Here is a 23,732-nt window from a genome sequence, read left to right on the forward strand (position 1 = left end):
TTGGAGACGGACGAAGACCCCTCGCACGGACGGTGGTCCCGCACATGACCTCAACTCCCCCTGAAACGACCGAGCGGCCGACCCACCGCCGCGCTCCGGCCGGCGCCACGGTGCTGCGACTGGGGCTGCTGGCGCTGGTCGTGATCGGCGTTCTGGGCGCCGCTCTTGAGCTCGCCTTCGAGCGTCACTGGCAGAGCCCCACCCAACTGATCCCCTGGGTCGCCCTGGCACTGCTGGTGGTGGCGCTGATCCTGCTGGCCGTGCGCGACGCGGGCAGTGCGCTCACCGCGGCGCGCGTGCTGGCCGCCGTCGTGCTGGTGGCGTCGGCGTACGGCGTGTTCGTGCATGTGTCGGTCAACCACGGCATGGGTGCGATGGACGCCGCCTGGGACACCTACTCGCCGCTCACCCAGTGGTGGTACGCGCTGACGAAGTCGGTGGGGGCGGCGCCGCCGCTCGCGCCCGGCATGCTGGCCCAAAGCGCGCTGCTCCTGCTGCTGGCCAGTGTGACCCCGAAGAAGCAGCGGAACCTCACCTGAAAGCTCCCGTTCCGCTGAAAGCTCCCGTTCCGCGCCGGCGTCCCTCCCCGGGGCGCAGGCGTGGCCTTTGATGAACATCTCCTAGATGATTTCATCCGTTTTCTGAACTTCTCAGCTGTTATCCGCGTCACAATCAGGCAGGATTTTGTGACAAGTGAGGCTGGTGAAGTTGTGGCATTACGTCGCATGGTCATCGCCGCGGCCGTCATGGCGGCCACCGCGATCAGCGCCGACGGGGCCGCCGCCAAGGTGGCGGCCGGTCCGGTGATCCGGCAGGCCCCGGCGGTCCCGTCCGTCCAAACCGCTCCCCCAGTCGAAACCGCCGCGACCGCCGCGACCGTCGCGGCCCCGGTGTCCAAGGCGGAGGCGGAGCCGGTGTGCGCGCGGCTCAAGGGGGTCAGGACATGCGTGGGGCCCGACAGCAGCAGCCGTCCGGGGGTCACGGTCGAGGACACCCGGGACGACCACATGCATCCGGCGGTCGAGTACTACCTGAACGGCTACCTGGGCACCAAGTACGTCATCCACAACCTGGGCCGCAAGGGCGAGGTACGCGGCAGCAGGGAGATCGGCAAGGTCGTGACCTTCCGGGCCGCTCTCTACCGAGGTGACCGCAGGGTCAGCCACGGCCGCTGGAAGACCGTACGAAATGTCGCGAAATATCCGGTCAAGCGCGACTCCCGCACCACCCCCGCGTCCGCCCGCGCCAAGTCCGAGGTGTGCACCTCGACCAAGGGCGCGGCGAGCCTGTGCTTCGCCGAGCGCCACACCTTCGTCTACGCCTGCGACACCGGCGCCGACCGCTACCAGGCCCGCGCCGAGTACTTCGTCGGCGGCGACCCGACCACCCGCTACGAGATCCACCAGCTCGCCGGCGTCGGCACGTGCGGCAAGGCCGAGCACGGCGACCTGTCCATCAGCATGTACCGGGCCTCGCTGTTCGACGAGAACCGCCGCAAGGGCACGCGTCTCTACCAGTACAACTGAGCGAACGGCGGCTGTCGTCTTCATGACATGTCGCCATTTGCCCAGGACAAAGGGCTCCTCCGCGCCCGCGTGATCCCCCATTCTCATGAGCGACTGAAGCAGCACGACAGATCGGTTCGCTCATGAGATGGATCCCCCGCCTCGCCGCCGCCGGCGTGGGCCTGGCGATGCTCGCCGTCCCGGTGCCCGCGCAGGCCGCGGAGCCAGGGCCCGCGCAAGGCGGAGAGCTGCACCGGGTCACGCTGATCACGGGTGACGTGGTGACCGTACAGGAGTTCGCCGGCGGAAAGCGCGCCGCGACCGTGGAGCCCGGAAAGGGAAGGGAGGCCGTCAGGTTCTTCACCAAGGAGGAGAACGGCGACCTGATGATCACGCCGGCCGACATGGTGCCCTACCTGTCGCGCGGCCTGATGGACGAGCGGCTGTTCTCCGTCGGTGAGCTGATCGAGCAGGGTTACGACGACGAGAGCAGCGACGTGCTGCCGCTCATCCTGGCTTACAAGGACAGGAGCGCCAAGGCCGTCACCCTGCACAGCGTCGGCGCGCGCGCCCTCCGCGCGGACAAGGACGCCCTGCCCACCCTGTGGAGCGAGAGCGGCGAGCCGAAGCTGCGCGACGGGCTGGCCAAGGTGTGGCTGGACGGCAAGGTGAGCGCCTCGCTGGAGCACAGCGTCCCGCAGGTGGGCGCGCCGCAGGCATGGCAGGACGGCTACGACGGCAAGGGCGTCAAGGTCGCCGTCCTGGACACCGGCATCGACGAGACCCACCCCGACATCGCGGGCAAGATCACCCAGACCAGGAACTTCACCGCCGACCCCTCGGCCAAGGACGAGCACGGCCACGGCACCCACGTCGCCGCCACCGTGGCGGGCACCGGCGCGGGCTCGAACGGCCTGCGCAAGGGCGTCGCCCCCGGCGCCGAGCTGCTGATCGGCAAGGTGCTGGACAAGCGGGGCAGCGGCTCGGAGTCGCAGGTGCTGGCCGGGATGGAGTGGGCGGCCCAGGAGAGCGGCGCCGACATCATCAGCATGAGCCTCGGCGGCGGCGCCACGGACGGCACCGACCCGCTCAGCGCCGCCGTGGACACGCTGACGGAGCAGACCGGCGCTCTGTTCGTCATCGCGGCGGGCAACGAGGGTGACGACTACACGGTCGGCTCCCCCGGCGCGGCCACCTCGGCGCTGACCGTCGGAGCGGTGGACGGCAACGACGCGCTCGCGTCCTTCTCCAGCCGCGGCCCCCGCCTGGACGAGGCGATCAAGCCGGACATCACCGCGCCCGGCGTCGGCATCGCGGCCGCCAGGGCCGCGGGCACCGGCATCGGCACGCCCGTGGACGACCGCTACACCAAGCTCAACGGCACCTCCATGGCCACCCCGCACGTGTCGGGCGCGGCGGCGATCCTGGCCCAGCGCCACCCCGACTGGACGGCAGGGCAGCTCAAGGACGCCCTGGTGTCCACGGCGAAGACGATCGGCGGTCAGACGCCGTTCCAGCAGGGCGGCGGACGTCTGGACGTGGTCCGGGCCCTGCGCCAGCCGGTCACGGCCACCGCCTCGATCAGCATGGGCGTGTACGAGGACGGCGACACCGGCACCCCCGGCGGCACGATCACGTACCGCAACTCCGGCGAGTCCCCCGTGACGCTCACCCTCGCCCCCGCCCTGACCAACCTGGACGGGACCGTCCCCGGCGAGGGCGCCGTGACGCTGTCGGCGACGACGCTGACGGTCGAGCCGGGAACCAGTGCGACCACGCAGCTCAGCGTGGACCTCACCAAGCTGAGCCACGGCAGGCACGCCGGCTACGTCACCGCCACCACGGCCGACGGCACGGCCGTCGCGCACACCACGATCGCGCTGACGCGCCGCGGCCGGATGCACAAGGTGCACTTCACCGGCGTCGAGCGCGACGGCAGCGCCGCCCGGGTGCCGATCATCGCCCTGTACGGCGCCAGCGGCCTGGACGACGCCTACGGCTACATCCTCGAAGAGGACGAGGGCTGGACCGTGGAGGTGCCGGAGGGCACGTACCACATGCAGGCCATCATGGGAGAGACGCACGACGAGCTGCCCGTCGACTCCCTCGTCATCATCCCCGAGCTGCAGGTCGGCAAGGACCTGGAGGTCGTCCTCGACGCCAGGACCGCCGTCCCGATCGAGATCAGGACCTCGCAGCCGGTGTCGCAGGACGGCATCGCCACCTACTTCACCTACCGCGAGTACGGCAACCGCAAGATCAGCCTCGGCGCCATGAACTTCCCCTCGGTCGAGCAGCTCGCGGTCACCCCCACCAAGCCGGTGACCAACGGCACCTTCGAGTTCGCCTCCCGCTGGCAGCTGGCCGCGCCCCGCGTGACGGCCAAGCTCGGGCGCGACACCCTCGTGGTGCGGCCGACGATCAGGTCGCCGCGGATCGAGGGCACCAAGCGCTGGCCGCTGGCGGATGGCACGGGCGGCACTGGCGGCAAGCTCAAGGGCAAGGCCGCGGTCATCACCAGCGAGTCCTTCGGCGACTGGACCGGCAAGCTCGACGCGCTGGCCGAGGCCGGCGCGGCGGCGGCGGTCGTGGTCGGTCCTGACGGCCGCGCGATGTGGCAGCCCTGGCTGCCGACCGGCGACCGGGACCCGCTGCCCACGCTGATGATCACGCACGACCGTGGCCAGGAGCTGCTGAAGCAGGCGCGGGCGGGCCGCGGCACGCTGGAGGTCAAGGGCGCGTTCGACACCCCGTACCTGTACGAGGTCATGCAGGTCTCCCAGGGCCGGGTGCCCGAGCGGATCGTGCACGAGGTGAACTGGCGCAACACCGCCCTGGTGAACTCCGGCTACCACGAGTCGGGCGGCGAGCGCTACGGCAAGGACCAGCGCTTCGGCTGGCGTCCGTGGCAGGGCTACGACCTGGGCGTGCAGATGGAGACCCAGCGCATCGTGCCGACACCGCTGAGCAGGGCCGAGTACGTCAGCTCCGGCGACACCCAGTGGCAGCACGTCGTCCAGCACACGCTGACCTGGGAGTCCAACAGCCGGCTACGCGGCGGCCTGACCGACGCGCCGCGGTCGTACCGGGCGGGCGAGGTCGTCAAGGAGAACTGGTTCGGCCCGGTCGTCCGTCCGGCCGCGCTGGAGTCCACCCGTACGGGCGACGTGCTCTCGCTGCACGTCCCCGAACACGTGGACAGGGACGGCCACTACGGCTACACCTACGGCAGCGACGACCCGGACACCAGCACGGCCCGCGTCTACCGTGACGGCGAACTGGTCGAGGAGCGCGCCAACCTGCGTGGCATGTTCGAGACCGTGGCGCAGAACGCCGAATACCGCCTGGAGCTCGCCACGACCAGGACCTCGGAGGAGTGGCGCTACGCCACCGCCACTCAGACGGCGTGGACGTTCAGGTCCGCCCGTTCCGAGGGCACCAAGGCGCTCCCCCTGCTCGGCGTGGACTACGACGTCCCCGCCGACCTGGAGGGCAGGGTGCACAGGACGCTGCCCGTACCGATCGGCTTCACCGCCCGCCAGGCGCGCAAGCTGACGGCCGAGCTGTCCTACGACGACGGGAAGTCCTGGCGCCGCCTGGCGCTCGTCCCACTCGGCCAGGGCCGCTACACGGCGCTGGTCGCGCACCGCGCCACCTCGGCCGGGGTGTCCCTGCGGGTCACCGCGACGGGCGCGTCGGGTGAGAAGTTCGAGCAGACCATCACCCGGGCGTACGGGGTCAAGTAGTCAGATAAGTCACAACCAGCGCTCGCGGGCCGCATGCCAGGCAAGTTGCATCCTGGTCTGCGCGCCCGCGAGCCGCATCAGGTGGTAGACGCGGCGCTGCACCGTACGGAGGCTGAGCCCGAGCTGGCTCGCGATCGTCTTCTCCGGCACGCCCGCCACCAGCAGCGACAGCAGATAGAGCTCGTCGGAGTCCAGCGGGCAGGGCGGGGCCTCCGTGACCCGGCCGTCCTCCAGGAACCTGATCGGCGTGGCCCGCTCCCACTGGGCCTCGAACAGCGCGATCAGCGCCTCCAGCAGGCTGCTGCCGCGCACCAGGGCGGCCGTGGGCTCGGTCACCCCGCCCGCGTGCTGGACCAGGGGCAGCAGCGCGGTGGCCCGGTCGGCGATCATCATCCGCACCGGCAGCACGCGTACGGCGCGGGCCTGCTCGCCTAACTGGATCCCGTAGGCGACGTTGGCCACCATCCCCGGCTGCTCCAGCAGGGCCCGCTCGTAGATGACGCGATAGCTCACGCCCCGGCCGAGCGCCTCCAGCTCCTCGGTGTTGTCCTCGGACGGCATCACCACGTGCCCGGCCCGGCAGAAGTACAGCACCTCCTCCTTGGCGCTGTCCTGGAGGTGCCTGACCTGCTCGCGCAGCGCCTCCCTGCTCGGCAGCACCTCGACCAGGCCGTCCGCGTCTCTCCTGCGGGCGCTGGCCCGGTATTCCTCGGCGAGCTGCTCCACGGCCTGCCTGGCCCAGTCGATCGTCTCCTGGCGGCGTACGAGCCTGGGGCCGAGCGCCACGTCCGGCGCCACCGGCGCGTACCTGCCGGGCGCCACCTCGCGGGCCAGGCCCGCGCTCCGCATGCCCGTCAGCGCCGCGTCCGCCGCCTCCTTGGTCAGGCCCAGTTCCTCGGCCAGGCCCGGGGCGTCCGCCTCGCCCGCCCGTACGAGCAGCCGGTACGCCCGCTCCTCCAGCTCACCCAGTCCGGCAACCTCCAGCATGCCGTCCATCATGGCACCTGGGCTTTACCTGAAAGTTTCAGGCTTGATTGACGGTTTCGCGGTGCTCCCCTCAGGATCATGGTGCTTCGCACGAAATCCCCCGTTCCCCCCGTCCTTCATGCGTTCATGGTGAGGTGCGCCGATGCGTAGAACGTTCGTACGAGCCGTTTCCGCCGTCGTCCTGACGCTGGCCACCCTGAGCACCCCCACCGCGCACGCCTCCGGCGGCGCGCCCGTCGAGGTGACCGTGAACGCCCGGGCCGCGCTCGCCACCGTCCCCGAGACGAGCCTCGGCGCGAACCACGCGATCTGGGACGCGAACCTGGGCACCGACGACACCGCCGACCTGCTCAAGAACGCGGGCATGAAGCTGCTGCGCTATCCCGGCGGCTCCTACTCCGACATCTACCACTGGGCCGACCACACCGCTCCCGGCGGTTACGTGGCTCCCGGCACCGACTTCGACACGTTCATGAGCGGCGTACGGCGGACCGGGGCGCAGGCGATGGTGACCGCCAACTACGGCACCGGCACCGCCACGGAGGCCGCCGCCTGGGTGCGCGAGGCCAACATCGTCAAGAAGTACGGCGTCACGTACTGGGAGATCGGCAACGAGAACTACGGCAACGGCCACTACGGCACCGCCTGGGAGGCCGACGAGCACGCCGACAAGAGCCCGGCCGAGTACGCCCGCCACGTCGTGGCCTACGCCGACGCGATGAAGGCCGTCGACCCCACCATCAAGATCGGCGCGGTGCTGACCACCCCCGCGAACTGGCCCGACGCCATCGTCGCCGAGGGCGACAGCGGAAGCTGGAACGAGGTCGTCCTCTCCACCGCCGGCTCGAAGATCGACTTCGTCGTCCTGCACTGGTACCCCGGCGCCCTCGACCGGGCCGGCCACGTCCCCGACCTGATCCAGCTCACCCGCGAGCAGATCGCCAGGCACGCCGGCCCCGGCTCGGACCGGATCGGCATCGCGATGACCGAGTTCAACACCGGGAGCAGCAGCAACGGCAGCAACACCCAGCCCGGTGCCCTGGCCGCCGCCGATTCCTACGCCTCACTGCTGGCCGCCGGCGTCTTCACCGTCGACTGGTGGAACGTGCACAACGGCATCGGCGCCGTCACCGAGGTCGAGGGCCACACCGACTACGGCGACTTCGGCCTGCTGTCGAGCGCGGCCTGCACCTCGGACGGCAGCGTCTGCGAGCCTCCGCTCAACACCCCCTTCGCGCCGTACCACGCGCTCGGGATGATGAGCCGGTTCGCCCGTCCGGGTGACCGCTTCGTCCGCGCCGCGACCGACCGGCCGGAGGTCACCGCCCACGCCGTCCGCCGCCCTTCCGGCGACCTGGCGGTCCTGTTGATCAACACCTCGTCCGCCACCTCGTACCCCGTGGCGATCGACTACGCCGGCTTCACGCCCGCCGCCGGCGCCCCCACCGTCCTGACCCACACGAACGGCGCCACCTCGATCACCACCGCCACCACCGGCACCGCGACGAGCCAGACCCTACCGCCGCTCTCCCTCACCACCATCGTCCTGCGCCCGGCCACACCCCAGACCGGCCTGCCCGGCACGCCGGGCAAACCGTCCGCCACCGCCGTCACGGACACGACCGCCACGATCACCTGGCCCGCCTTCAAGCCGGGCGTCAAGTACGAGCTCCACCGCCAGAACGGTGCCGTCACCGAGCAGCTCGGCGAGACCACAGGAACCACCCTCACGGTCCGCAACCTCAGACCCGGCACCCGCTACACCGTCAACGTGATCGCCAGGGACGCCGGCGGCGCCCAGTCCGAGCCCTCGCCCCCGCTCACCTTCACCACCGGCACCCCCGCCACCAGCACCTGCTCCGTCCGCCTGACCGTCCAGACAGACTGGGCCAGCGGCTACGTCGCCGCCATCGACCTCACCAACCACGGCGCCCCCGTCAGCGGCTGGACCCTGACGTTCGACTGGCCGAGATCGTGGCAGCGGCTGGGCAGCGGCTGGAGCGGGGTGTGGACGCAGACGGGGTCACAGGTCAAGGTCGTCAACGAGGCCGGGAACGGGACTCTGGCCACGGGCGGGACGACCACGATCGGCTATGTGGGCGAGTACACCGGCCCGAACGTCCTGCCCCGGGTCTTCACCCTGAACGGCGACACCTGCACCCTCCACTGACGGCCACCTTCGGGGCCTCACCTGCGGATACCGCCTAGTAGCGGTGTCCCCCACGGATACACTGCCTCGACTTCGCAGAGACGGACGAGTGAGGGGCCACCATGGCGCAAACCCTGATCGACCTCGACGACGAGGCCCTCGCCGAGGCCGCGCGTCTGCTCGGCACCTCGACCCGGAAGGACAGGATCAACACGGCCCTGCGCGAAATCGTCGACCGGCGCGGCCGAGCGGAGGCCATGGCCCGGATGCGTGCCATGGTGGCGGAGGGCGAGATCGACCTGTCCCTCGTCGGGAAAGGCGCGGGCGGCTCACCGTCCTGACGCGTACGACACCATCGCCCGCCTGACCGGGCAGCCCGTGCGCCGGATCGGCTGAGTTCCCGCCGAGCACGTCAGCCGATCGGTGGATGCCCGGATCGCCGTCCGCCGACGACGCTCGACAGATGACGCACATCAACCCCTGTGGCCGTCCCGGATCCCCCGGCTACGCTGGAGATCATGAGGCTGCGGTGGTGAGGCGGTGGGACCGGGTCCAGGCCGCGCTGCCGTACGCGCTCATCCTGCTGCCCGCCCTGTTCTCCCTCCTGCGCGAGTGGCGGCCCGAGGTGCTGGCGCTGGCGCTGTTCGCGGCGGCGTGGCACTGGCTGCTCGTGACCGCGCACCCCGAGTGGATCGCCCGCCCCTGGGCGCTGGCCGGCTACTTCGCCGTGCTGCTGGCCGCCGTCGCGGCGCTGGTCAGGATCGACACGGTGTTCACGGTGACCGGCGTGGGGACGTTCCTGCAGTGTTTCGCCCTGCTGCCCGGCTTGTGGGCGTACGGCGGGGTGGCGGTGACCGTGGGCGTGCTGGTCGCCGCCCGTCCCATGGCGGGCCGTACGCCGGCCGAGCTGGTGACCTCCGCCGTCGTCGGGATGCTGATCGCGTCCATGACCGGACTGATCTTCCACACGATCAGCGACCAGAACCGCCGGCTGCAGGAGAACGGAGCCAGACTCGCGGCCCTCGCCGAGGAGAACGCGCACCTCCAGGCCCGGCTGCTGACCCAGGCCCGCGAGGCGGGAGTGCTCGGCGAGCGGCAGCGGATGGCCAGGGAGATCCACGACACCATCGCCCAGAGCCTGACCGCCATCCTCACCCAGCTGGAGGCGCTCGGCGACGTGCCGCAGGCGCGGGAGCGGCTGGAGACGGTACGCGCGCTGGCCAAGGAGAGCCTGACCGAGGCCCGCCGCTCGGTGCAGGCGCTGCGCCCGGCCCCGCTGGAGGAGGCCCAGCTCGGGGCGGCGCTGTCCGGCATCGTCGAGCGATGGTCACGGGTGTCCGGGGTGCCCGCCTCCGTGTCCGTCACCGGCGAGCCGCGACCCCTGCACGCGGAGGTGGAGAGCACGCTGCTGCGGGTGGCGCAGGAGGCGCTGGCCAACGTGGCCAAGCACGCCTCGGCGGGGCGGGTGGGGCTGACGTTGTCGTACATGGAGGACGTGGTGGCCCTGGACGTACGCGACGACGGGGCCGGCTTCACCCCCGGCCCGTCGGACGGCTTCGGCCTGGTCGGCATGCGCCAGCGCGTCACCCGGCTGGCGGGCACGTTCGACCTCGAAACCGCCCCCGGCCAGGGCACGGGCATCTCCGCCACCGTACCCGCCATCCCCGCCGACCCGAGGCCGTGACCCATGCCAGCCACCACGCATCGGACGGAGGACGTGACCCCATGCCCATCCGGCTGATCATCGTCGACGACCACCCCATCGTCCGCGACGGACTGCGCGGCATCCTCGACACCGATGACTTCGAGGTCGTCGGTGAGGCGGCCGACGGCACAGAAGCGCTCACGGTAGCCCTCCGCACCACCCCCGACGTGGTGCTCCTCGACCTCCGCATGCCGGGGATGAGCGGCGCCGAAGCCATCCGCCGCCTGCGCGAGCAGCAGCCCGGCGTCCACGTACTCGTCCTGACCACCTTCGACGACGACGCCGACGTCCTGCCCGCCATCGCGGAGGGCGCGACCGGCTACCTGCTCAAGGACACGCCCCGGGACGAGCTGCGCCGCGCGGTGCACGCGGCGGCCCGAGGCGAGACCGTCCTGTCCCCCACGGTGGCCGGCGTCCTGACCCGCAAAGCACGCGAGGCACGCGAGCCGGAGCCGCGCACGCTGAGCCCACGTGAGCTGGAGGTGCTGCGGCTCATCGCGCGAGGGGCGACCAACCGGGAGGTGGCGGGCAAACTGTTCATCACGGAGGCGACCGTGAAGACACACCTCCTGCACGTGTACGGGAAGCTCGCGGTCAACGACCGGGCGGCGGCCGTCGCGGCGGCGTACGACCTGGGCCTCCTCGACCGCCAACGCTGAGGACCCGCACCAGCACTACGCCTTGGACCAGCCGGATTCGAGCAGGTCGAAGATGGCGTTCATGGCGGCGAGCGGATCCGGCTCCGCGCCGGCGAGCTCGGGGATCTCCAGCACGTAACGGGCGAGCGCGCGAACCGCCATGTCGGAGGGATCGCGACCGCTCTCGGCGGCGATGGTCTCGGCCAGCGCCGCCGCGCCGGCGATCCAGAGCTTGCGCGAGTATTCCCGCAGGGCGGGCGTACTGACGATCAGGTCGCGCTTACGGCGCTGGTCAGGCGGAAGATCGCCTGCGAAGGGCCCGCTGCCGGCCAGACAGCGGCGCAGCGCCTCCAGCACGGACTGCCCGCTGGGCCGCTCGCGGACGGCGGCGGCCAGCCAGACGTGCCGTTCGGCGCCGTCGTCGAAGATCAACGCCTCTTTGCCGTCCGGGACGTGCGCGAACAGGGTGGCGATCGAGACATCCGCCTCCTCGGCGATCTGCGCCACGGTGACGCCGTCATAGCCGCGTTCGCTGAACAGCCGCAGCGCGGCGTCGGACAACGCCCGCCGGGTCTGTGCCTTCTTGCGCTCACGCCGCCCCGTCGCCATGCGCCCCATACTAGCGGAACCTGAAACGACTCCAATTCTAAACTGGTTATAGTTTCAGAGTCACTTCACCTATCTTCCGAGCAGGAACCACACATGCCTTCCCACCACCCCTGGGACGTACAACGCCTGCCCACGGCCGCCGGCAAGACCTTCCTCATCACCGGCGGCAACGCAGGCATCGGCTACTTCGTCGCGGAACAACTCGCCGGCACCGGCGCCACCGTCGTCCTGGGCAGCCGCGACCCCGCCAAGGCCGAGGCCGCGCGGGCCTCGATCCGCGCCCAGGTCCCCGGCGCACGCGTCCAGCACGTCCGCCTCGACCTCGCCGACCTCTCCTCCCTCAGTACCTCGGCGCGGGCCCTGCGCCTGGACCGGCTCGACGCGGTCGTCTGCAACGCGGGCGTGCTGCTCGACCGGCCGCCCCGGCGCGAGACGAGGGACGGCCACGAGCTGATGTTCGCCACCAACCACCTCGGCCACTTCGCACTGATCTCCTGGCTGGCCCCCCTGCTCGCGGCCACGCCTGACAGCCGCGTCGTCACCACCGGCAGCTTCACGGCGAAGTCCGAGAGCCTCGATCTGGACGATCTCCAGAGCAGGCGCGGCTACCGTCCCAAGCGCACGTACGCGCGCTCCAAGCTCGCGCAGATGCTCTTCGGTTTCGAACTCGACCGCCGCCTGCGTGCCGCCGGTGGCACGACGCTGAGCGTGGTGACCCACCCGGGAGGCGCGCTCGACTCCCTCACACCCGCGCGCCCGGGGGTCCACCACCGCACCACCGCGGAACGACTGCGCGCCCTGCCCGCCGGCCTCCTCCTCCAGAGCAAGCAGTCCGCCGCCTGGCCCGCCGTCCGAGCCGTCCTCGACCCTTCGGCACGGGGCGGCCAGCTCTGGGGCCCGCGTACGTTCGGCATCCGCGGCCTGCCCACCCTCGAACCCGTCCGCGGCCACCTGGCGGACGCCGACCTGGCGGCACGCCTATGGTCCGCCAGCTCCACCCTCACTGGCGTAGACCCTTTCTCTCACCTCACATGAGCCCCGCTCACCCCACCCCGTCCACGACCGGTCAGTGCACCCGCATCCCACCCCCCGGCACCGGCCCGTCACGCTCCCCAACCCTCTTGCTCAACTCGTACGCCCGGCACCACGCGACACAGTCCCGGGTGCGCTCGGAGACCGGCCCGCCATCCCACCCCGCACCCCGAGCACCAGAGCCCGATGAGCACCGCCATCAGAACGGACACACACCACCGACCCACCCGACATCACCCCGCCCCACTCCATCGCAAATCCGTCACCACAACCGAACCGCCCCCAGGTTGCCCCGCACACCACTCACCATGCACGTCGAACCCCTCAAGCGAGGCTGCCACCACCGCCCCCGGCCCAAAATACGAAGGATCAAGCTCATACGTAACCAACGTCCCATCCCTCACCGAACCACCGACCACACCCGAGGCCACCTCCCGCGGAGCAGCCAGAGGCCGCATACCAGCCAACTCCTGCCGAAACCCCCGCCCTCCCACCCACACCTCGACGACCGTACGAGCACACAACGCAGTAGCGGCCCCCCGGACCCACCGCCACCGATCGACAAGCGACCCAACCTGATCCAGCCTCGGCACCCCGCGCCCATCCGTCTCACGAACCTGATCGTCACCGACCCTGAACCGCAGATCACCGACAATCTCGACACTCACCCGCCGCCCGTGCTCACCCTCCCGAAGATGCAGCGCGTCCACCACCAACGCGACCACGATTCTGGTGGGCAACTCGGAATTCTCCCGCCCGACCCCGAAATACATGCCCGGCCGCTTCCGAACTACCTCATCCCAGCTCATCACGGTGAGGTTCGCGGCGGAGTAACGCCGTTCCCTCATACCTCTCACCTCCACCCGCAGGACCGAGTAGGCAGCCAGTCCACCCCAAAAAAAACAAGATCGCATCACAAAGTGCCACGACCTACCCTGAGGCGCATGCCTTTGCACGAATTACCAGATCCGGCCCTGCCCGAACTCTCGGCTCTATGGCATTCCAGGTGGCCGGACTGCCCGCCCATCGGCCACATGCTGTTCGGTGACCCGGATCGCTGGGTGCGCTTCCACAGCCTGCCGAACTCCAAACGCTACGCGCATTCGGAAGCCGAATATCGGACGGCGCTCCACCGCTACGACACCGTCCTGACCGAATTGTTCGCCGGCCAAGAGATGTACGTCACCACGATCACGTACGTTATGGACGAAGGTTTCACCGACCTCGCCCCCTTCGACGCCCACGCCCTGAATCCCGGCTCCCGTCCGTGGACCCGAGTCCGCGAAGACGACGACTCCGACCCCGGCTGCACCCTGCACATTCACGTCGGACGTCACCAGTGGAAGCCAGGCCTCCTCGACCCGCTGCTACGAGCGGTCGCCGACGACGAATGCAGGAGCGTCCTCATCATGGACACGGACCTACGCCGCCTCTACCACCCTTACGACGGCGGCGCCGATGTCATCCTGACCAACACCCAAGAACGCGACACACTGAAAGCCGCCCACACCGACTGGCTCTCCAAACACCCCTCCGGCCAGTAACCCACAGCACCCGTCAAACGAGGCCGAACGCGCTGCGCTGCGCCCACTGTCGTCAAGCCTACGAGAAACTCCCCGGCCGAAACCCAACCGAGGCGTTCTTGCCGGTCAAGTCTGGTGGCCGTCACCACTCAGCGCGGAACCACCTGCGCGCGGACACCCGGAAGATCATCAAAAGCGGCCGAGGCGTCCATGGTGATCACTGTTCTCGCAGTGGCCGCAGCCGTCGCGGCGATCAGCAGATCGTACGCTCCCCGAGACTTACCTTCTCGTCGGACATGCGCCATAAGACGAGCATGGACTCTGGCAACGTCCGTTGTGTACTCCTCGACCGGAATCAACGCCAGCACCTCATCCACGAAGGCCTGCCGATCAGGTCGCCGCATCGCATCGGCCATCTCCACACCGACGAGCAGTTCGGCCACCGTGATCGCCGCAATGGCCACATCATCGGCGTCCTCGATCACGGAGTCCACGGGTGCCCGGCCTCGCTCGGCGGCGATGAGCACACCCGCGTCCAGGATCAGGCGTCGGGCCACGTGCCCCTCATCTCGTCGTCGATCGCCTCCCTGGCCGCCAAGACATCAGCCTCGAAGTCCGCGTCCAGTCTCCCCACGCTTCTGGCCAGGAACGCCTTGACCATTCGCCCTGGCGCGGTGGGCGCAGGGCCGATCACGGCGATCTGCTTACCTCCGCGAGTCACCACGATCGTCTCCCCGCGCTCGGCTTCGTCGAGAACCGTCGCGAAGCTGCGAGACGCTTCAGTGGCAGTCATCACCTTCACAAAATCAGATTATCTGATTCAGTCTCACTTTGGGTGGCACCCGCCACGCTTGAGCTCCAGACGGACATGAAACGCCTCCGAGTGAGGCTCGCTTCAGGTCCCCTTGGTCCCCTTGGTCTTCCACTACCTTCAGTGCCCTCGGTTCCGGCGGCCTTTGAACGACCTCGTTCGTCGACCGTCTGCTCGTCAGCGGTCCCACTGAGTACAACTGAGAAGTGCGCGCTGGACGGCACTTCTCAGTTGCCGCTCAGTACGACCGCCCAGCCCAACGCGGCTCTCAAGGTTGCCGCGCCCCGGACAATGCCCTCCCCCGCAGATGAGAGCATCCCGTCAGGCGGTGTCGATAAAGTGGAGGATCGCATTTGCCAGTGCCTCCGGGGCCTCCATCGCGACGTCATGGCCCACGCCGTCGAACTGCACCGAGGTGATCTCGGTCGACGCTACCTAGGACAAGGTCTGTGCCATGAAGGAGCCGTCGCCCCCGACCGTCAGCACGGCCATTCGCAGCCCAGGAGACTCCGTGAGGCTCTGATCCGGGGGCTTTCCTGCAGCATCGACCGATAACGCCGCGCCAACCGGTCGGCCGTGCGTAAGCGCGGGTGAACTCGTCCAGATCAGCATCGGTGATTGCGCCCGGGGCTGCGTTCATGGCCGGGAACGCGTACTGACCGAGGAACTCGCGTTCACGGCTGCTTTGCGTCAGCCGGAGTCGGAGCCTGATCGACGATCACTTCGAGATGCCGGTTGCTCTCCTCAGCTACTCGGGATGATCCCGCAGCCATGCCTCTATCAGCCGGGCCCCCAACCAGTGCCGGTTGACGAAGGCGAAGTGCTCCGCCGAGACTCCTGTGCCGCCGTGCGATCGCCGTCGTGGATCTGCTCCATTCACGAGAAGGAGCGCCGTCATGTCGACGTGGAGCCAATCGCCTGTCTGCACGTGACCGTCCACTTCCACCTCGATCGCGTGGTGGAGAAGCGTTAGCCCGTGGTGCTCCTCATGGACATCCACGCCTCCATCCAGAAGCGCCTGAAGCTTCTCGGCGTCCTCCATCTCGACGGCGAGATACGCGGGACTCATACCGTGGTCCAACCCATGCTCGATCGCGACGTTGCTGTCACAGACACGAAAACGCCCCGGAGCGATTCTACGCTTCGGGGCATCTTGGCTGTTCGAAAAAGGTGGTCGGGGGCAGGGTCGAACTGCCGACCTTCCGCTTTTCAGGCGGACCAATCATCCTGGCCGGGCAGCGGAGACCATGGTCAGAGGGTGGTGGACGGTGGCCGAGGTGGGGTCTACGTGCGGGGACGTTGCTGTCAGCGCTGCTGTCGCCTGAACATCCGACAGACGATGGAGCGGCCCGAACAGGCCAAGCCATTCGGGACGCTCATTCGAGGCACCTGCGGTCAGGACAAAATCTCCGCACGTAGCACCTCGTCACGCAAAGCGCCGTGAACCTCGGCAAAGTCGGCGGTGTAGTTCGTCTGGCGTCGAAGCTCCTTGCGCACGGCATCGACCACCACTTCCGACAGAAGCACCTGTGCCAAGGACTTCGGCGACGTCGCGGCGCCGGCCCTCCACAGGTCACAAAGCGTCTCTTCACAGCCCTGGATCTGCGTGAGGATCTGCTCTTCGCATTGCTCACTACTGAATATCTTTTGGGCGCGGAAGCGCGTAGTCGCTTCCATGACGCCAGCCAGAGTCGATGGGCTTTTTCGCAAGTCATCTAACACGGGTTCGAAGGTTGACTCATTTGCGACAGCGTGCTCTGCTCACAGTCACCTTCAAAGCTCTGCGCCGGGTCACCCTCGATTCCTGCCGCATCGGAAAATCCTCCAGGCAGCGCTCGTCCTGCTTCATCACGAGCATGACCGGACCATGTCGCCATCACATAACGTGACCTTCAGTTACGGAGAACAGCTTACTCCGATGATACGGAATTTCCACATCACAGGTTATGGTCTGAGATCAATGAATCCGGCCCTGACCTGCACCAATCTCGGCGCCGCGCCAAACTAGTGGCCAACCCTGATGAGCTGCGCCTTCTTTCGCAACCGTTCGATCTGGCCGGAACCAGCCAGGTACAGCGCATTCTTCCCAGGGCATTTCTGAGCTATCCTTGACCCCAGCAGCCGGATTTGAAGACACCCTTGCAGACTTCGTCATAAACCGTTTCTTGTGACTGCGCACGAGGTCAGGAGTAAATAGAGCAGCGACTCTTGAAGTCGCTTACTCGCGCACATCCCGGCATGCTCAATCGACCGCGCGCTCCTAACTGGATCCCATTCAGAAACAGTCCGGCAAAAAGAAACCACTCACGCGAAGGGATCACAATGCATTTCCGAACGCGCGCCATGCGCTTGGCCGCCCTGGTGGCCATGAACTGCGCCCTGATCGCCGCTTTCACCACCAGCCCGGCCGACGCGGACCGTACCCCGTCCACGCCGTTCGCCACCGAGAACCAGAACACCCCCTGGAAGGGCTACAAGCGCTCGTACACCGTGACTCTCGTCCGGACGGCCGCCGCGGTGCCGACGAGCGGGCAGGCTCCGGCGGCCATCATCACCTGCAGTGGGGGCATCTCCAACCCGACCGTGGTCGGCGCCCAGGTGGTCGCCACCGCCTCCGCGCAGTGCGACGCCCTCGTCGACACGATCGACCTCGCCATGACTTTCGTTGTCAACGGCACCGGACTACCCTGGGAGATCACGACGGGGAGTAACGTCTCGCAAGTGGGGAACTCCAGATCCGTCGCGTGCCCGGGAGGAAGCGCCACCTACCAGTCTCTGGGAGCCGCGCGATTCACGAAGGCCGGCTACGCGAACTCACCCCTCGTGATGAGCGGCGGGTCCGCGACTTACACCCTCTCCTGCTGATCCCGCGAGCAGAGGTACGTCCATCCACCGCCGTCACCCGACCCTGCTGACGTCGCGCCCACGAAACCCTGAATCCGTCGGCGCCCCCAGGGACGGTCACATGACGGCCGAACGATCGAGGGCCTGACCGCCGTTACCAGCGATCAGGCCCTCGACCCGCGACCACCGCCTCGGGGTGGTGGGAGGGCCCGGGGACGGTTCAGCCGGAGGGGTACGGGCGCAACGCGTCATCCAGGGCCTTGAATCTCTAGTGAGGACAGGAAGCCGTCGAGCGAGAGCACGGCGTGCACGGTTCGGTGTCTGAGGAACATGGGAACCGGATCGTGCGCTAAGCGTTTGTCGTGGTGAGCATCGGTTTGACCGTCCATGATCGCTTCCGGGAACTTCGAGGGTCTTGTCGTAGACCCCATGGAGGTTCACGGTGCCGGTCGAGTTCTTGTCCGATGAGCAGGCGGCGGGGTTCGCCTCGTTTCAGGGGCCGCAAGACGGCTGATCGGCGACGAACGCCGCCACCGCCGAAGGTGCCTGCGACGGGCGCGGATCACCCGGCGCTTCTTCCGCTACCCGAGCTAGGCAGTCGGGGCGCTCCCGAGGGAGCACCTGGCCGTCGCCGTCAACCCACGTCAAAGGCTCATCGCGGGCAAGCAGTTGTACCACCTGCTCGCCGAGACGCCCGAGTCCGGCGACCTGCTGGGAGCTGGCTGAAGAAGACTGGTGACGTTGCTGTCACCAGAGATCAAAAGCCCCGAACGGTGATCCGTTCGGGGCATTCGTGCTGTTTCAAAAAGGTGGTCAGGGGCAGGGTCGAACTGCCGACCTTCCGCTTTTCAGGCGGACGCTCGTACCAACTGAGCTACCTGACCCAGAGCGGTCCTGACGGGACTTGAACCCGCGACCTCCACCTTGACAGGGTGGCGAGCACTCCAAACTGCTCTACAGGACCTTGCTTGGTGTTGCTGTCTTGCTGTTTGCGCTCGCTTAGCTTACCAGCTCTTCGGTGGCCTTAGACCATCCGTTTTGCGGGTGCGCCAGGCGCTCGCAGTGCCCCCAACGGGATTCGAACCCGTGCCGCCGCCTTGAAAGGGCGGTGTCCTAGGCCGCTAGACGATGGGGGCTCAGGATTCCCTGTCGCCTTCCGTCGGAGACCTCTGAAGCATAGGGGACGATCGCCCCTGATGCCAAAGTGGCGGACCGGCGGCCGGTGACCGGGTGCCAGTGATCGTTCCCGTTGGCGACGGGGCGGTCGTTGGCTCTGGGGAAATCATACGTTGTGGGTCGGGCTCCACGTGACGTTGGATGTAGACCGACTGCTCCCCGAGTCCGCCGAGCGTGATGTCGTCCCACGCTTGCAGCCGTCTGGTCTCCTTGTCGAAGTACAGGACGGACGCCTGTACGGGGGTCGGCTGGGCGTGTTCGAGCGCGCGCAGGCCAGCTCCGCCGGTCGAGCCCTGGACGAGCATGCGGGTGCCGGTCGGGAACAGGTTCGTCCTGCGTTCGTGGGCGTGTCCGGCGAGGATCATGGGGGCCGCGCCCGAGAAGCCCTTGCCGATCTCCCCGTCGTGCACGGCGATCACGTCCGCCTTGTTGACCTTGGGCACGTGGGAGCGGCCGAAGTGGGCCAGTGCCTTCGGGTCGGAGTCGACGGTGACCGATTTGTCGGGGGTGAAGCGGGGGTCCCCGAGGCCGTAGATGGTCAGGCCGGCGACCTTCCTGGACCGGTCGTCGAGAACGATGGCGTTCTTCTGCTTCTCGACGGCCTTCTGGGTCGTCATCGAGTCGTGGTTGCCGCGGACGAACACGTACGGGACCTTCAGGGTGCCGATCTCGTCCACGAACTTGTTCTCCGCCTTCGTGCCATGGTCGGAGATGTCGCCCGTGTCGACGATCAGGTCTACGGCGAACTGGTCCTTGAGCGAGCGGATGACGTTCCAGGCGATGGGGTTGATGTGAATGTCGGAGACGTGCAGGACGCGGATGGTCTTGGGGTTGGCGTCGTACAGGGGCAGGTTCGAGACGGTGTCGTAGAGCTTGGAGACGTTCGTGACGAGTTTGGTGAGCTGCGACCGGTACGACTCGAACTTGCTGACGATCGACTCCGCGCTGCCCACGAGCGAGGGGGCGGCGGCGATCAGGCCCGAGTAGCGCGGCTCGACGAGCGAGTTCGGGCGGAACGTGAGAGCGGCGAGGGCTCCGGTGGCGGCCAGGGCCACGGAAGCCGCCAGAAGGCCCATCAGAGCCACTTTCGGACGCCGGAACACCATCAGCACGGCGAGCAGCGCTCCGGCCCCGGCACAGAGCAGCGAGCGGATGATGAGGGCGCGCACGCCGTCGAGGAGGTCGTCCTCGATCACACCGGGCAGGCGGTCGGCCAGGCGCGGATCCTCCAGGAGGGATTTGGCACGTTCCTGGTCGATGTTCTCCAGCGTGATGCGCAGCCGCAGCGGAGCGGCGTGGGTGCGGAAGGTGAGGGTGCCGAGCGGGCTGGCGTCGACGACCGTCTCGCCGCCCCAGGCCGGCCGGAGCGACATTCCGGTCTCCACCGGACCAACCTGCGTGCGTACGGTGCCGCTGAGGAAGATGCCGAGCCAGGCACCCACGGCGGCCACGAGGAGCACGGCGGCGATCCTCGCCCCACGCGCTGCCCCTCGTGATCGAATAACTGTCTTTGCCCTGTGCGCGAACTTCATACAGATTCTTGCTTACCTGACCGGCGGGGCAGAATGGCAAGTGTGATCGAGGTTTCGCGGGAGAAGTTCGAGGAACTCGTGGCCGAGGCATTGGACACGATTCCTCCGGAGCTCACGCGCGCCATGAGCAATGTCGTGGTCACGGTCGTCGATGACCCGCCGGAGCCCCACCTGCTCGGCCTGTACACCGGTGTCCCCCTCACCGAACGCGGCGACTGGTACTCAGCTGTTCTGCCCGACCGGATCGAGATCTACCGCAATCCGATATGTCAAATTTGTGCCACCGAAGCGGACGTGATCGACGAGGTCCGCATCACGGTCGTGCATGAGGTCGGGCATCACTTCGGCATCGACGACGCGCGGCTTCACGAATTGGGCTGGTAACCCTTTGCTTTTGGTTGGCTGCTTTGGGTTGCGGCCGACCCTCCGTTCGGGCACCTTAGGTGACATAGCGAGCACCCTGAGTCAGGTACAGCGGAGTCCAATGGGGGCCATGCGGGCGAGACGGCCGCCGGGACGGCATCGCCGTGCCGGACAAGAACGACAAGTCACATATCGAGAGGTCATCGCCGTCAGGGAGTTCCGGGCGCTCTGGTACGGCCAGGGTCTCTCGCTCCTCGGCGACCAGCTCGCGCAGGTGGCGCTGGCCGTGCTCGTCTACGATCGCACGGGCTCACCCCTGGCCACGGCCGCCGTCTACGCGCTGACCTACCTGCCCAGTATCGTCGGCGGGCCGCTGCTGGCCGGCCTGGCCGACCGGTTCGCGCGCCGGGGCGTCATGGTGACCTGCGACCTGCTCAGGGCCGCGCTGGTGGGCGTGATGGCGGTGCCCGGCGTGCCGTTCTGGGCGCTGTGCGCGCTGGTCTTCCTGGTGGTGCTGCTCAGCGCACCCTTCTCGGCCGCGCGGGCGGCGCTGCTGCCGGAGGTGCTCGAAGGCGACGCGTACGTCATGGGCTCGGCCCTGCAGAACATGACCAACCAGGCCGTGCAGATGCTCGGTTTCGCGGCCGGCGGAGCGCTCATCGCCACGATGGGCCCGTACCGGGCGCTGGCCCTCGACGCGGCCACGTTCCTCGGATCGGCGCTGATCCTGGTCTCGGGCGTACGCCGCCGCCCCGCCGCCCAGCCCGACGGCGCCAAGCCGTCCATGTGGACGATGACCAAGGGCGGAGCCCGGCTGGTCTTCGGGTCGCGCAAGCTGCGCACGCTGGTGCTGTTCGCCTGGCTCTGCGGCTTCTACATCCTGCCCGAGGGCCTCGCCGCCCCCTACGCCGCCGCCCTGCACACCGGCGGCCTGCCCGTTCCCGTGATCACCGGGCTGCTGATGGCGGCCATGCCGGCCGGGACGGTGGTGGGCGCGTTCCTGTTCAGCAGGTTCGTCTCGCCGCCGAGACGGCTGCGGCTCATGGGGTGGATGGCCATGCTGAGCTGCGCGCCCCTGATCGTCACCGCGATCCGGCCGCCGCTGGCCGTGGTGCTGGTGGCGTGGGTTCTGTCCGGGATCGGTGGGGCGTACCAGCTCGCGGCCAATGCGGCCTTCGTTCAGTCCGTACCGCCCGAACGTCGCGCGCAGGCGTTCGGCCTCGTGCAGTCGGGACTGATGGCCGTACAGGGGATCGGCATCCTGGTGGGCGGTTTCGCGGCGGAGAGACTCGGCCCCGAGCCGGTGGTCGCGCTGGCGGGGATCGCCGGGGTGATCAGCGCGGCCGTGCTCGCCATGATCTGGACCGAGTCTCGTGACAAGACCGCCCGGGTGGGTGCCCAGGCCACCGCCTGATCACTGCTGGGGCTTCTGCTCGCCGCTCCAGTCCGTGGCCGCCCGGTTGGCCTGCTGCTTGTTGATCAGGTCCTGGACGATCGAGGTGTCGTGCTCCTCGTCCGGCATGAGGAGCCAGCCGATCGCGTAGACGCCGACGCCGATGCCGCCGAACAGGGTCGCGATCGCCAGCGCGATCCGGACCAGGTTGGCGTCGATCCCGACGTACTCCCCGATGCCCGCGCAGACACCCGCGATGATCCGGCCCTTGTGCGTCCGACGCAGCTTCTTGACGTTGTATTCGCTCATGCCTCAAGACTGCCCGCCGGGCCGGTGTTCGCACATCAGGATTGCCCCTGGTAGAACCCTGGTAGCCCCCTATGTACGAGGGAGAGGACCCACCATGGACGACCTGCTGCGCCTGGACGACCGCCTCGGCCCTGACCAGCGGCTCATCCGCGACACGGTCAGATCCTTCGTCGCCGACCGCGTCCTTCCGCACGTCGGGGACTGGTTCGAGGAGGCCGTCTTCCCCGCGCGCGAGCTGGCGCCCGAACTCGGCTCGCTCGGGCTCCTCGGCATGCACCTCCAAGGGTACGGCTGCGCGGGCACGGACGCGGTGTCGTACGGCGTGGCCTGCCGCGAACTGGAGGCCGGCGACTCGGGCCTGCGCTCCTTCGTGTCGGTCCAGGGCTCGCTGGCCATGTTCCCCATCTGGCGTTACGGCTCCGACGAGCAGAAGAACGAATGGCTGCCCCGCATGGCCGCCGGCCAGGCCATCGGCTGCTTCGGCCTCACCGAGCCCGACCACGGCTCCGACCCGGCCGGTATGCGGACGTACGCGAAGAAGGACGGCTCCGACTGGATCCTCAACGGCTCCAAGATGTGGATCACCAACGGCTCGATCGCCGACGTCGCTGTGGTCTGGGCGCAGACCGACGAGGGCGTACGCGGCTTCGTCGTCCCCACCTCCACCCCCGGCTTCTCCGCCCCTGAGATCCACAAGAAGCTGTCCCTGAGAGCCTCCGTCACCTCCTCCCTCTACTTCGACGACGTACGCCTGCCCGCCTCGGCCGCCCTCCCCGGCGTCGTGGGCCTGCGCGGCCCGCTCTCCTGCCTCTCCGAGGCCCGTTTCGGCATCATCTGGGGCGTCGTCGGCGCCGCCCGCGCCTGCCTGGAGGCGGCCGTCGACTACTCGAAGACGCGCGTCCAGTTCGACAAACCGATCGGGGCGTTCCAGCTGACGCAGGAGAAACTCGCCTGGATGTACGTCGGCATGACCCAGGCCGGCCTCACCGCCCTGCACCTCGGCGAACTCAAGGACGCCGGGAAACTGGAGCCGCGGCAGATCAGCTTCGGCAAACTGGCCAACGTACGAGCCGCCCTCGACATCGCCCGCCAGGCACGCTCGATCTTGGGTGGCAACGGGATCACCCTGGAGTACCCTGTGATCAGGCACATGAACAACCTGGAGAGTGTGCTGACGTACGAAGGCACCCAGGAAGTGCACACTCTGGTGCTCGGGGAGGCGCTGACGGGGCTGGCGGCCTACCGGTGATGGAGGCGTCGCGGACGGGGCGGTAATCTCTGTACCCTTGCTGGTGCGAGGGGCGTTAGCTCAATTGGCAGAGCTGCGGACTTTTAATCCGTAGGTTCCGGGTTCGAGCCCCGGGCGCCCTACCACTCCGACCTGGGGTTTCTGGTCTGTGCAAGATCCTG

Annotated in this window: 21 protein-coding genes and 4 tRNA genes; 14 read left to right on the forward strand and 11 right to left on the reverse strand. The window is 68.5% G+C overall.

Annotated elements, in window-relative coordinates:
- The first annotated feature begins 44 nt into the window (after window positions 1-44).
- From AB0C27_RS51690 to AB0C27_RS51700, 3 genes are all read left to right on the forward strand, one after another.
- Window positions 45-539 (forward strand): hypothetical protein, encoded by a 495-nt coding sequence (locus AB0C27_RS51690; RefSeq protein ID WP_357861925.1) that lies wholly within the window; start codon window positions 45-47, stop codon window positions 537-539.
- 186 nt (window positions 540-725) lie between these two features.
- Complete coding sequence (locus AB0C27_RS51695) at window positions 726-1,526, forward strand: hypothetical protein (RefSeq protein ID WP_357861927.1); 801 nt, start codon at window positions 726-728, stop codon at window positions 1,524-1,526.
- A 122-nt stretch (window positions 1,527-1,648) separates the two neighbouring features.
- Complete coding sequence (locus AB0C27_RS51700) at window positions 1,649-5,251, forward strand: S8 family peptidase (RefSeq protein WP_357861929.1); 3,603 nt, start codon at window positions 1,649-1,651, stop codon at window positions 5,249-5,251.
- Between the two features lie 9 nt (window positions 5,252-5,260).
- On the opposite strand, the gene AB0C27_RS51705 is transcribed toward AB0C27_RS51700, so the two are convergent.
- On the reverse strand, window positions 5,261-6,238 hold the full coding sequence (locus tag AB0C27_RS51705) for a helix-turn-helix domain-containing protein (RefSeq protein ID WP_357861931.1): 978 nt from the start codon (window positions 6,236-6,238) through the stop codon (window positions 5,261-5,263).
- A 142-nt stretch (window positions 6,239-6,380) separates the two neighbouring features.
- Between AB0C27_RS51705 and AB0C27_RS51710 the strand changes: the two genes are divergently transcribed.
- From AB0C27_RS51710 to AB0C27_RS51725, 4 genes are all read left to right on the forward strand, one after another.
- Window positions 6,381-8,408, forward strand: coding sequence for a cellulose binding domain-containing protein (locus AB0C27_RS51710; RefSeq protein WP_357861932.1), 2,028 nt, complete (start codon window positions 6,381-6,383; stop codon window positions 8,406-8,408).
- Between the two features lie 101 nt (window positions 8,409-8,509).
- Window positions 8,510-8,728, forward strand: coding sequence for a type II toxin-antitoxin system VapB family antitoxin (locus AB0C27_RS51715; RefSeq protein ID WP_357861934.1), 219 nt, complete (start codon window positions 8,510-8,512; stop codon window positions 8,726-8,728).
- 191 nt (window positions 8,729-8,919) lie between these two features.
- Entirely contained in the window at window positions 8,920-10,071 is a 1,152-nt protein-coding gene (locus AB0C27_RS51720) for a sensor histidine kinase (RefSeq protein ID WP_357861936.1), read from the forward strand.
- A 41-nt stretch (window positions 10,072-10,112) separates the two neighbouring features.
- Window positions 10,113-10,751 carry a response regulator transcription factor gene (locus AB0C27_RS51725; protein ID WP_357861938.1) on the forward strand — a complete coding sequence of 213 codons (639 nt, stop codon included), beginning with the start codon at window positions 10,113-10,115 and terminating at the stop codon, window positions 10,749-10,751.
- A gap of 15 nt (window positions 10,752-10,766) precedes the next feature.
- Here the strand turns inward: AB0C27_RS51725 and AB0C27_RS51730 are convergent, their stop codons facing one another.
- A complete protein-coding gene (locus tag AB0C27_RS51730) occupies window positions 10,767-11,339 on the reverse strand; it encodes a TetR family transcriptional regulator (protein WP_357861940.1) in 573 nt (190 codons plus the stop codon).
- 93 nt (window positions 11,340-11,432) lie between these two features.
- On the opposite strand from AB0C27_RS51730, the gene AB0C27_RS51735 reads away from it, so the two are divergent.
- The gene (locus AB0C27_RS51735; RefSeq protein WP_357861942.1) at window positions 11,433-12,374 is read left to right on the forward strand and encodes an SDR family NAD(P)-dependent oxidoreductase; all 942 of its coding nucleotides are present in this window, start codon (window positions 11,433-11,435) and stop codon (window positions 12,372-12,374) included.
- Window positions 12,375-13,315: 941 nt separating this feature from the next.
- A complete protein-coding gene (locus tag AB0C27_RS51740) occupies window positions 13,316-13,915 on the forward strand; it encodes a hypothetical protein (RefSeq protein ID WP_357861944.1) in 600 nt (199 codons plus the stop codon).
- A 128-nt stretch (window positions 13,916-14,043) separates the two neighbouring features.
- On the opposite strand, the gene AB0C27_RS51745 is transcribed toward AB0C27_RS51740, so the two are convergent.
- From AB0C27_RS51745 to AB0C27_RS51760, 4 genes are all read right to left on the reverse strand, one after another.
- Entirely contained in the window at window positions 14,044-14,451 is a 408-nt protein-coding gene (locus tag AB0C27_RS51745) for a PIN domain-containing protein (RefSeq protein ID WP_357861946.1), read from the reverse strand.
- Window positions 14,436-14,687, reverse strand: a complete 252-nt coding sequence (locus AB0C27_RS51750; RefSeq protein ID WP_357862018.1) for a type II toxin-antitoxin system prevent-host-death family antitoxin — start codon at window positions 14,685-14,687, stop codon at window positions 14,436-14,438. Before AB0C27_RS51750 ends, AB0C27_RS51745 begins: the two co-directional genes overlap by 16 nt.
- Before the next feature lie 766 nt (window positions 14,688-15,453).
- Window positions 15,454-15,774: an ankyrin repeat domain-containing protein gene (locus tag AB0C27_RS51755; RefSeq protein WP_357861948.1), complete on the reverse strand. Its 321-nt coding sequence runs from the start codon at window positions 15,772-15,774 to the stop codon at window positions 15,454-15,456.
- A gap of 326 nt (window positions 15,775-16,100) precedes the next feature.
- Window positions 16,101-16,382, reverse strand: a complete 282-nt coding sequence (locus tag AB0C27_RS51760; protein ID WP_357861950.1) for a hypothetical protein — start codon at window positions 16,380-16,382, stop codon at window positions 16,101-16,103.
- 645 nt (window positions 16,383-17,027) lie between these two features.
- Between AB0C27_RS51760 and AB0C27_RS51765 the strand changes: the two genes are divergently transcribed.
- Window positions 17,028-17,570, forward strand: coding sequence for a hypothetical protein (locus tag AB0C27_RS51765; protein WP_219532519.1), 543 nt, complete (start codon window positions 17,028-17,030; stop codon window positions 17,568-17,570).
- Between the two features lie 789 nt (window positions 17,571-18,359).
- On the opposite strand, the gene AB0C27_RS51770 is transcribed toward AB0C27_RS51765, so the two are convergent.
- The 4 genes from AB0C27_RS51770 to AB0C27_RS51785 form a co-directional block, all read right to left on the reverse strand.
- Window positions 18,360-18,433, reverse strand: a tRNA-Phe gene (locus AB0C27_RS51770).
- A 5-nt stretch (window positions 18,434-18,438) separates the two neighbouring features.
- A tRNA-Asp gene (locus AB0C27_RS51775) sits at window positions 18,439-18,513 on the reverse strand.
- A gap of 99 nt (window positions 18,514-18,612) precedes the next feature.
- Window positions 18,613-18,685: transfer RNA gene (locus tag AB0C27_RS51780), tRNA-Glu, on the reverse strand.
- Window positions 18,686-20,185 carry a metallophosphoesterase gene (locus AB0C27_RS51785; RefSeq protein WP_357861952.1) on the reverse strand — a complete coding sequence of 500 codons (1,500 nt, stop codon included), beginning with the start codon at window positions 20,183-20,185 and terminating at the stop codon, window positions 18,686-18,688.
- Window positions 20,186-20,299: 114 nt separating this feature from the next.
- Here AB0C27_RS51785 and AB0C27_RS51790 point away from each other — a divergent pair, with 114 nt between their 5' ends.
- Both AB0C27_RS51790 and AB0C27_RS51795 read left to right on the forward strand, forming a co-directional pair.
- Window positions 20,300-20,641, forward strand: a complete 342-nt coding sequence (locus tag AB0C27_RS51790; RefSeq protein WP_346105549.1) for a metallopeptidase family protein — start codon at window positions 20,300-20,302, stop codon at window positions 20,639-20,641.
- Window positions 20,642-20,750: 109 nt separating this feature from the next.
- Window positions 20,751-22,034: an MFS transporter gene (locus AB0C27_RS51795; protein ID WP_357861954.1), complete on the forward strand. Its 1,284-nt coding sequence runs from the start codon at window positions 20,751-20,753 to the stop codon at window positions 22,032-22,034.
- Here the strand turns inward: AB0C27_RS51795 and AB0C27_RS51800 are convergent, their stop codons facing one another.
- The gene (locus tag AB0C27_RS51800) at window positions 22,035-22,322 is read right to left on the reverse strand and encodes a PspC domain-containing protein (RefSeq protein ID WP_357861956.1); all 288 of its coding nucleotides are present in this window, start codon (window positions 22,320-22,322) and stop codon (window positions 22,035-22,037) included.
- A gap of 94 nt (window positions 22,323-22,416) precedes the next feature.
- On the opposite strand from AB0C27_RS51800, the gene AB0C27_RS51805 reads away from it, so the two are divergent.
- Window positions 22,417-23,571, forward strand: a complete 1,155-nt coding sequence (locus tag AB0C27_RS51805; RefSeq protein ID WP_357861958.1) for an acyl-CoA dehydrogenase family protein — start codon at window positions 22,417-22,419, stop codon at window positions 23,569-23,571.
- A 49-nt stretch (window positions 23,572-23,620) separates the two neighbouring features.
- A tRNA-Lys gene (locus tag AB0C27_RS51810) sits at window positions 23,621-23,696 on the forward strand.
- Window positions 23,697-23,732: the final 36 nt, after the last annotated feature.

Origin of the sequence: Nonomuraea sp. NPDC048882, from assembly GCF_040649755.1 — a bacterium.
Classification (GTDB): Bacteria; Actinomycetota; Actinomycetes; order Streptosporangiales; family Streptosporangiaceae; genus Nonomuraea; species Nonomuraea maheshkhaliensis.

Bases quoted from the DNA above. Each gene is read 5' to 3' on its own strand.
- AB0C27_RS51710 (WP_357861932.1), top strand. From the start codon at position 6,381: ATGCGTAGAACGTTCGTACGAGCCGTTTCCGCCGTCGTCCTGACGCTG.
- AB0C27_RS51690 (WP_357861925.1), top strand. From the start codon at position 45: ATGACCTCAACTCCCCCTGAAACGACCGAGCGGCCGACCCACCGCCGC.
- AB0C27_RS51740 (WP_357861944.1), top strand. From the start codon at position 13,316: ATGCCTTTGCACGAATTACCAGATCCGGCCCTGCCCGAACTCTCGGCT.
- AB0C27_RS51795 (WP_357861954.1), top strand. From the start codon at position 20,751: ATGCGGGCGAGACGGCCGCCGGGACGGCATCGCCGTGCCGGACAAGAA.
- AB0C27_RS51805 (WP_357861958.1), top strand. From the start codon at position 22,417: ATGGACGACCTGCTGCGCCTGGACGACCGCCTCGGCCCTGACCAGCGG.
- AB0C27_RS51800 (WP_357861956.1), bottom strand. From the start codon at position 22,322: ATGAGCGAATACAACGTCAAGAAGCTGCGTCGGACGCACAAGGGCCGG.
- AB0C27_RS51725 (WP_357861938.1), top strand. From the start codon at position 10,113: ATGCCCATCCGGCTGATCATCGTCGACGACCACCCCATCGTCCGCGAC.
- AB0C27_RS51715 (WP_357861934.1), top strand. From the start codon at position 8,510: ATGGCGCAAACCCTGATCGACCTCGACGACGAGGCCCTCGCCGAGGCC.
- AB0C27_RS51735 (WP_357861942.1), top strand. From the start codon at position 11,433: ATGCCTTCCCACCACCCCTGGGACGTACAACGCCTGCCCACGGCCGCC.
- AB0C27_RS51705 (WP_357861931.1), bottom strand. From the start codon at position 6,238: ATGCTGGAGGTTGCCGGACTGGGTGAGCTGGAGGAGCGGGCGTACCGG.
- AB0C27_RS51755 (WP_357861948.1), bottom strand. From the start codon at position 15,774: ATGAGTCCCGCGTATCTCGCCGTCGAGATGGAGGACGCCGAGAAGCTT.
- AB0C27_RS51765 (WP_219532519.1), top strand. From the start codon at position 17,028: ATGCATTTCCGAACGCGCGCCATGCGCTTGGCCGCCCTGGTGGCCATG.
- AB0C27_RS51700 (WP_357861929.1), top strand. From the start codon at position 1,649: ATGAGATGGATCCCCCGCCTCGCCGCCGCCGGCGTGGGCCTGGCGATG.
- AB0C27_RS51730 (WP_357861940.1), bottom strand. From the start codon at position 11,339: ATGGCGACGGGGCGGCGTGAGCGCAAGAAGGCACAGACCCGGCGGGCG.
- AB0C27_RS51760 (WP_357861950.1), bottom strand. From the start codon at position 16,382: ATGGAAGCGACTACGCGCTTCCGCGCCCAAAAGATATTCAGTAGTGAG.
- AB0C27_RS51750 (WP_357862018.1), bottom strand. From the start codon at position 14,687: ATGACTGCCACTGAAGCGTCTCGCAGCTTCGCGACGGTTCTCGACGAA.
- AB0C27_RS51695 (WP_357861927.1), top strand. From the start codon at position 726: ATGGTCATCGCCGCGGCCGTCATGGCGGCCACCGCGATCAGCGCCGAC.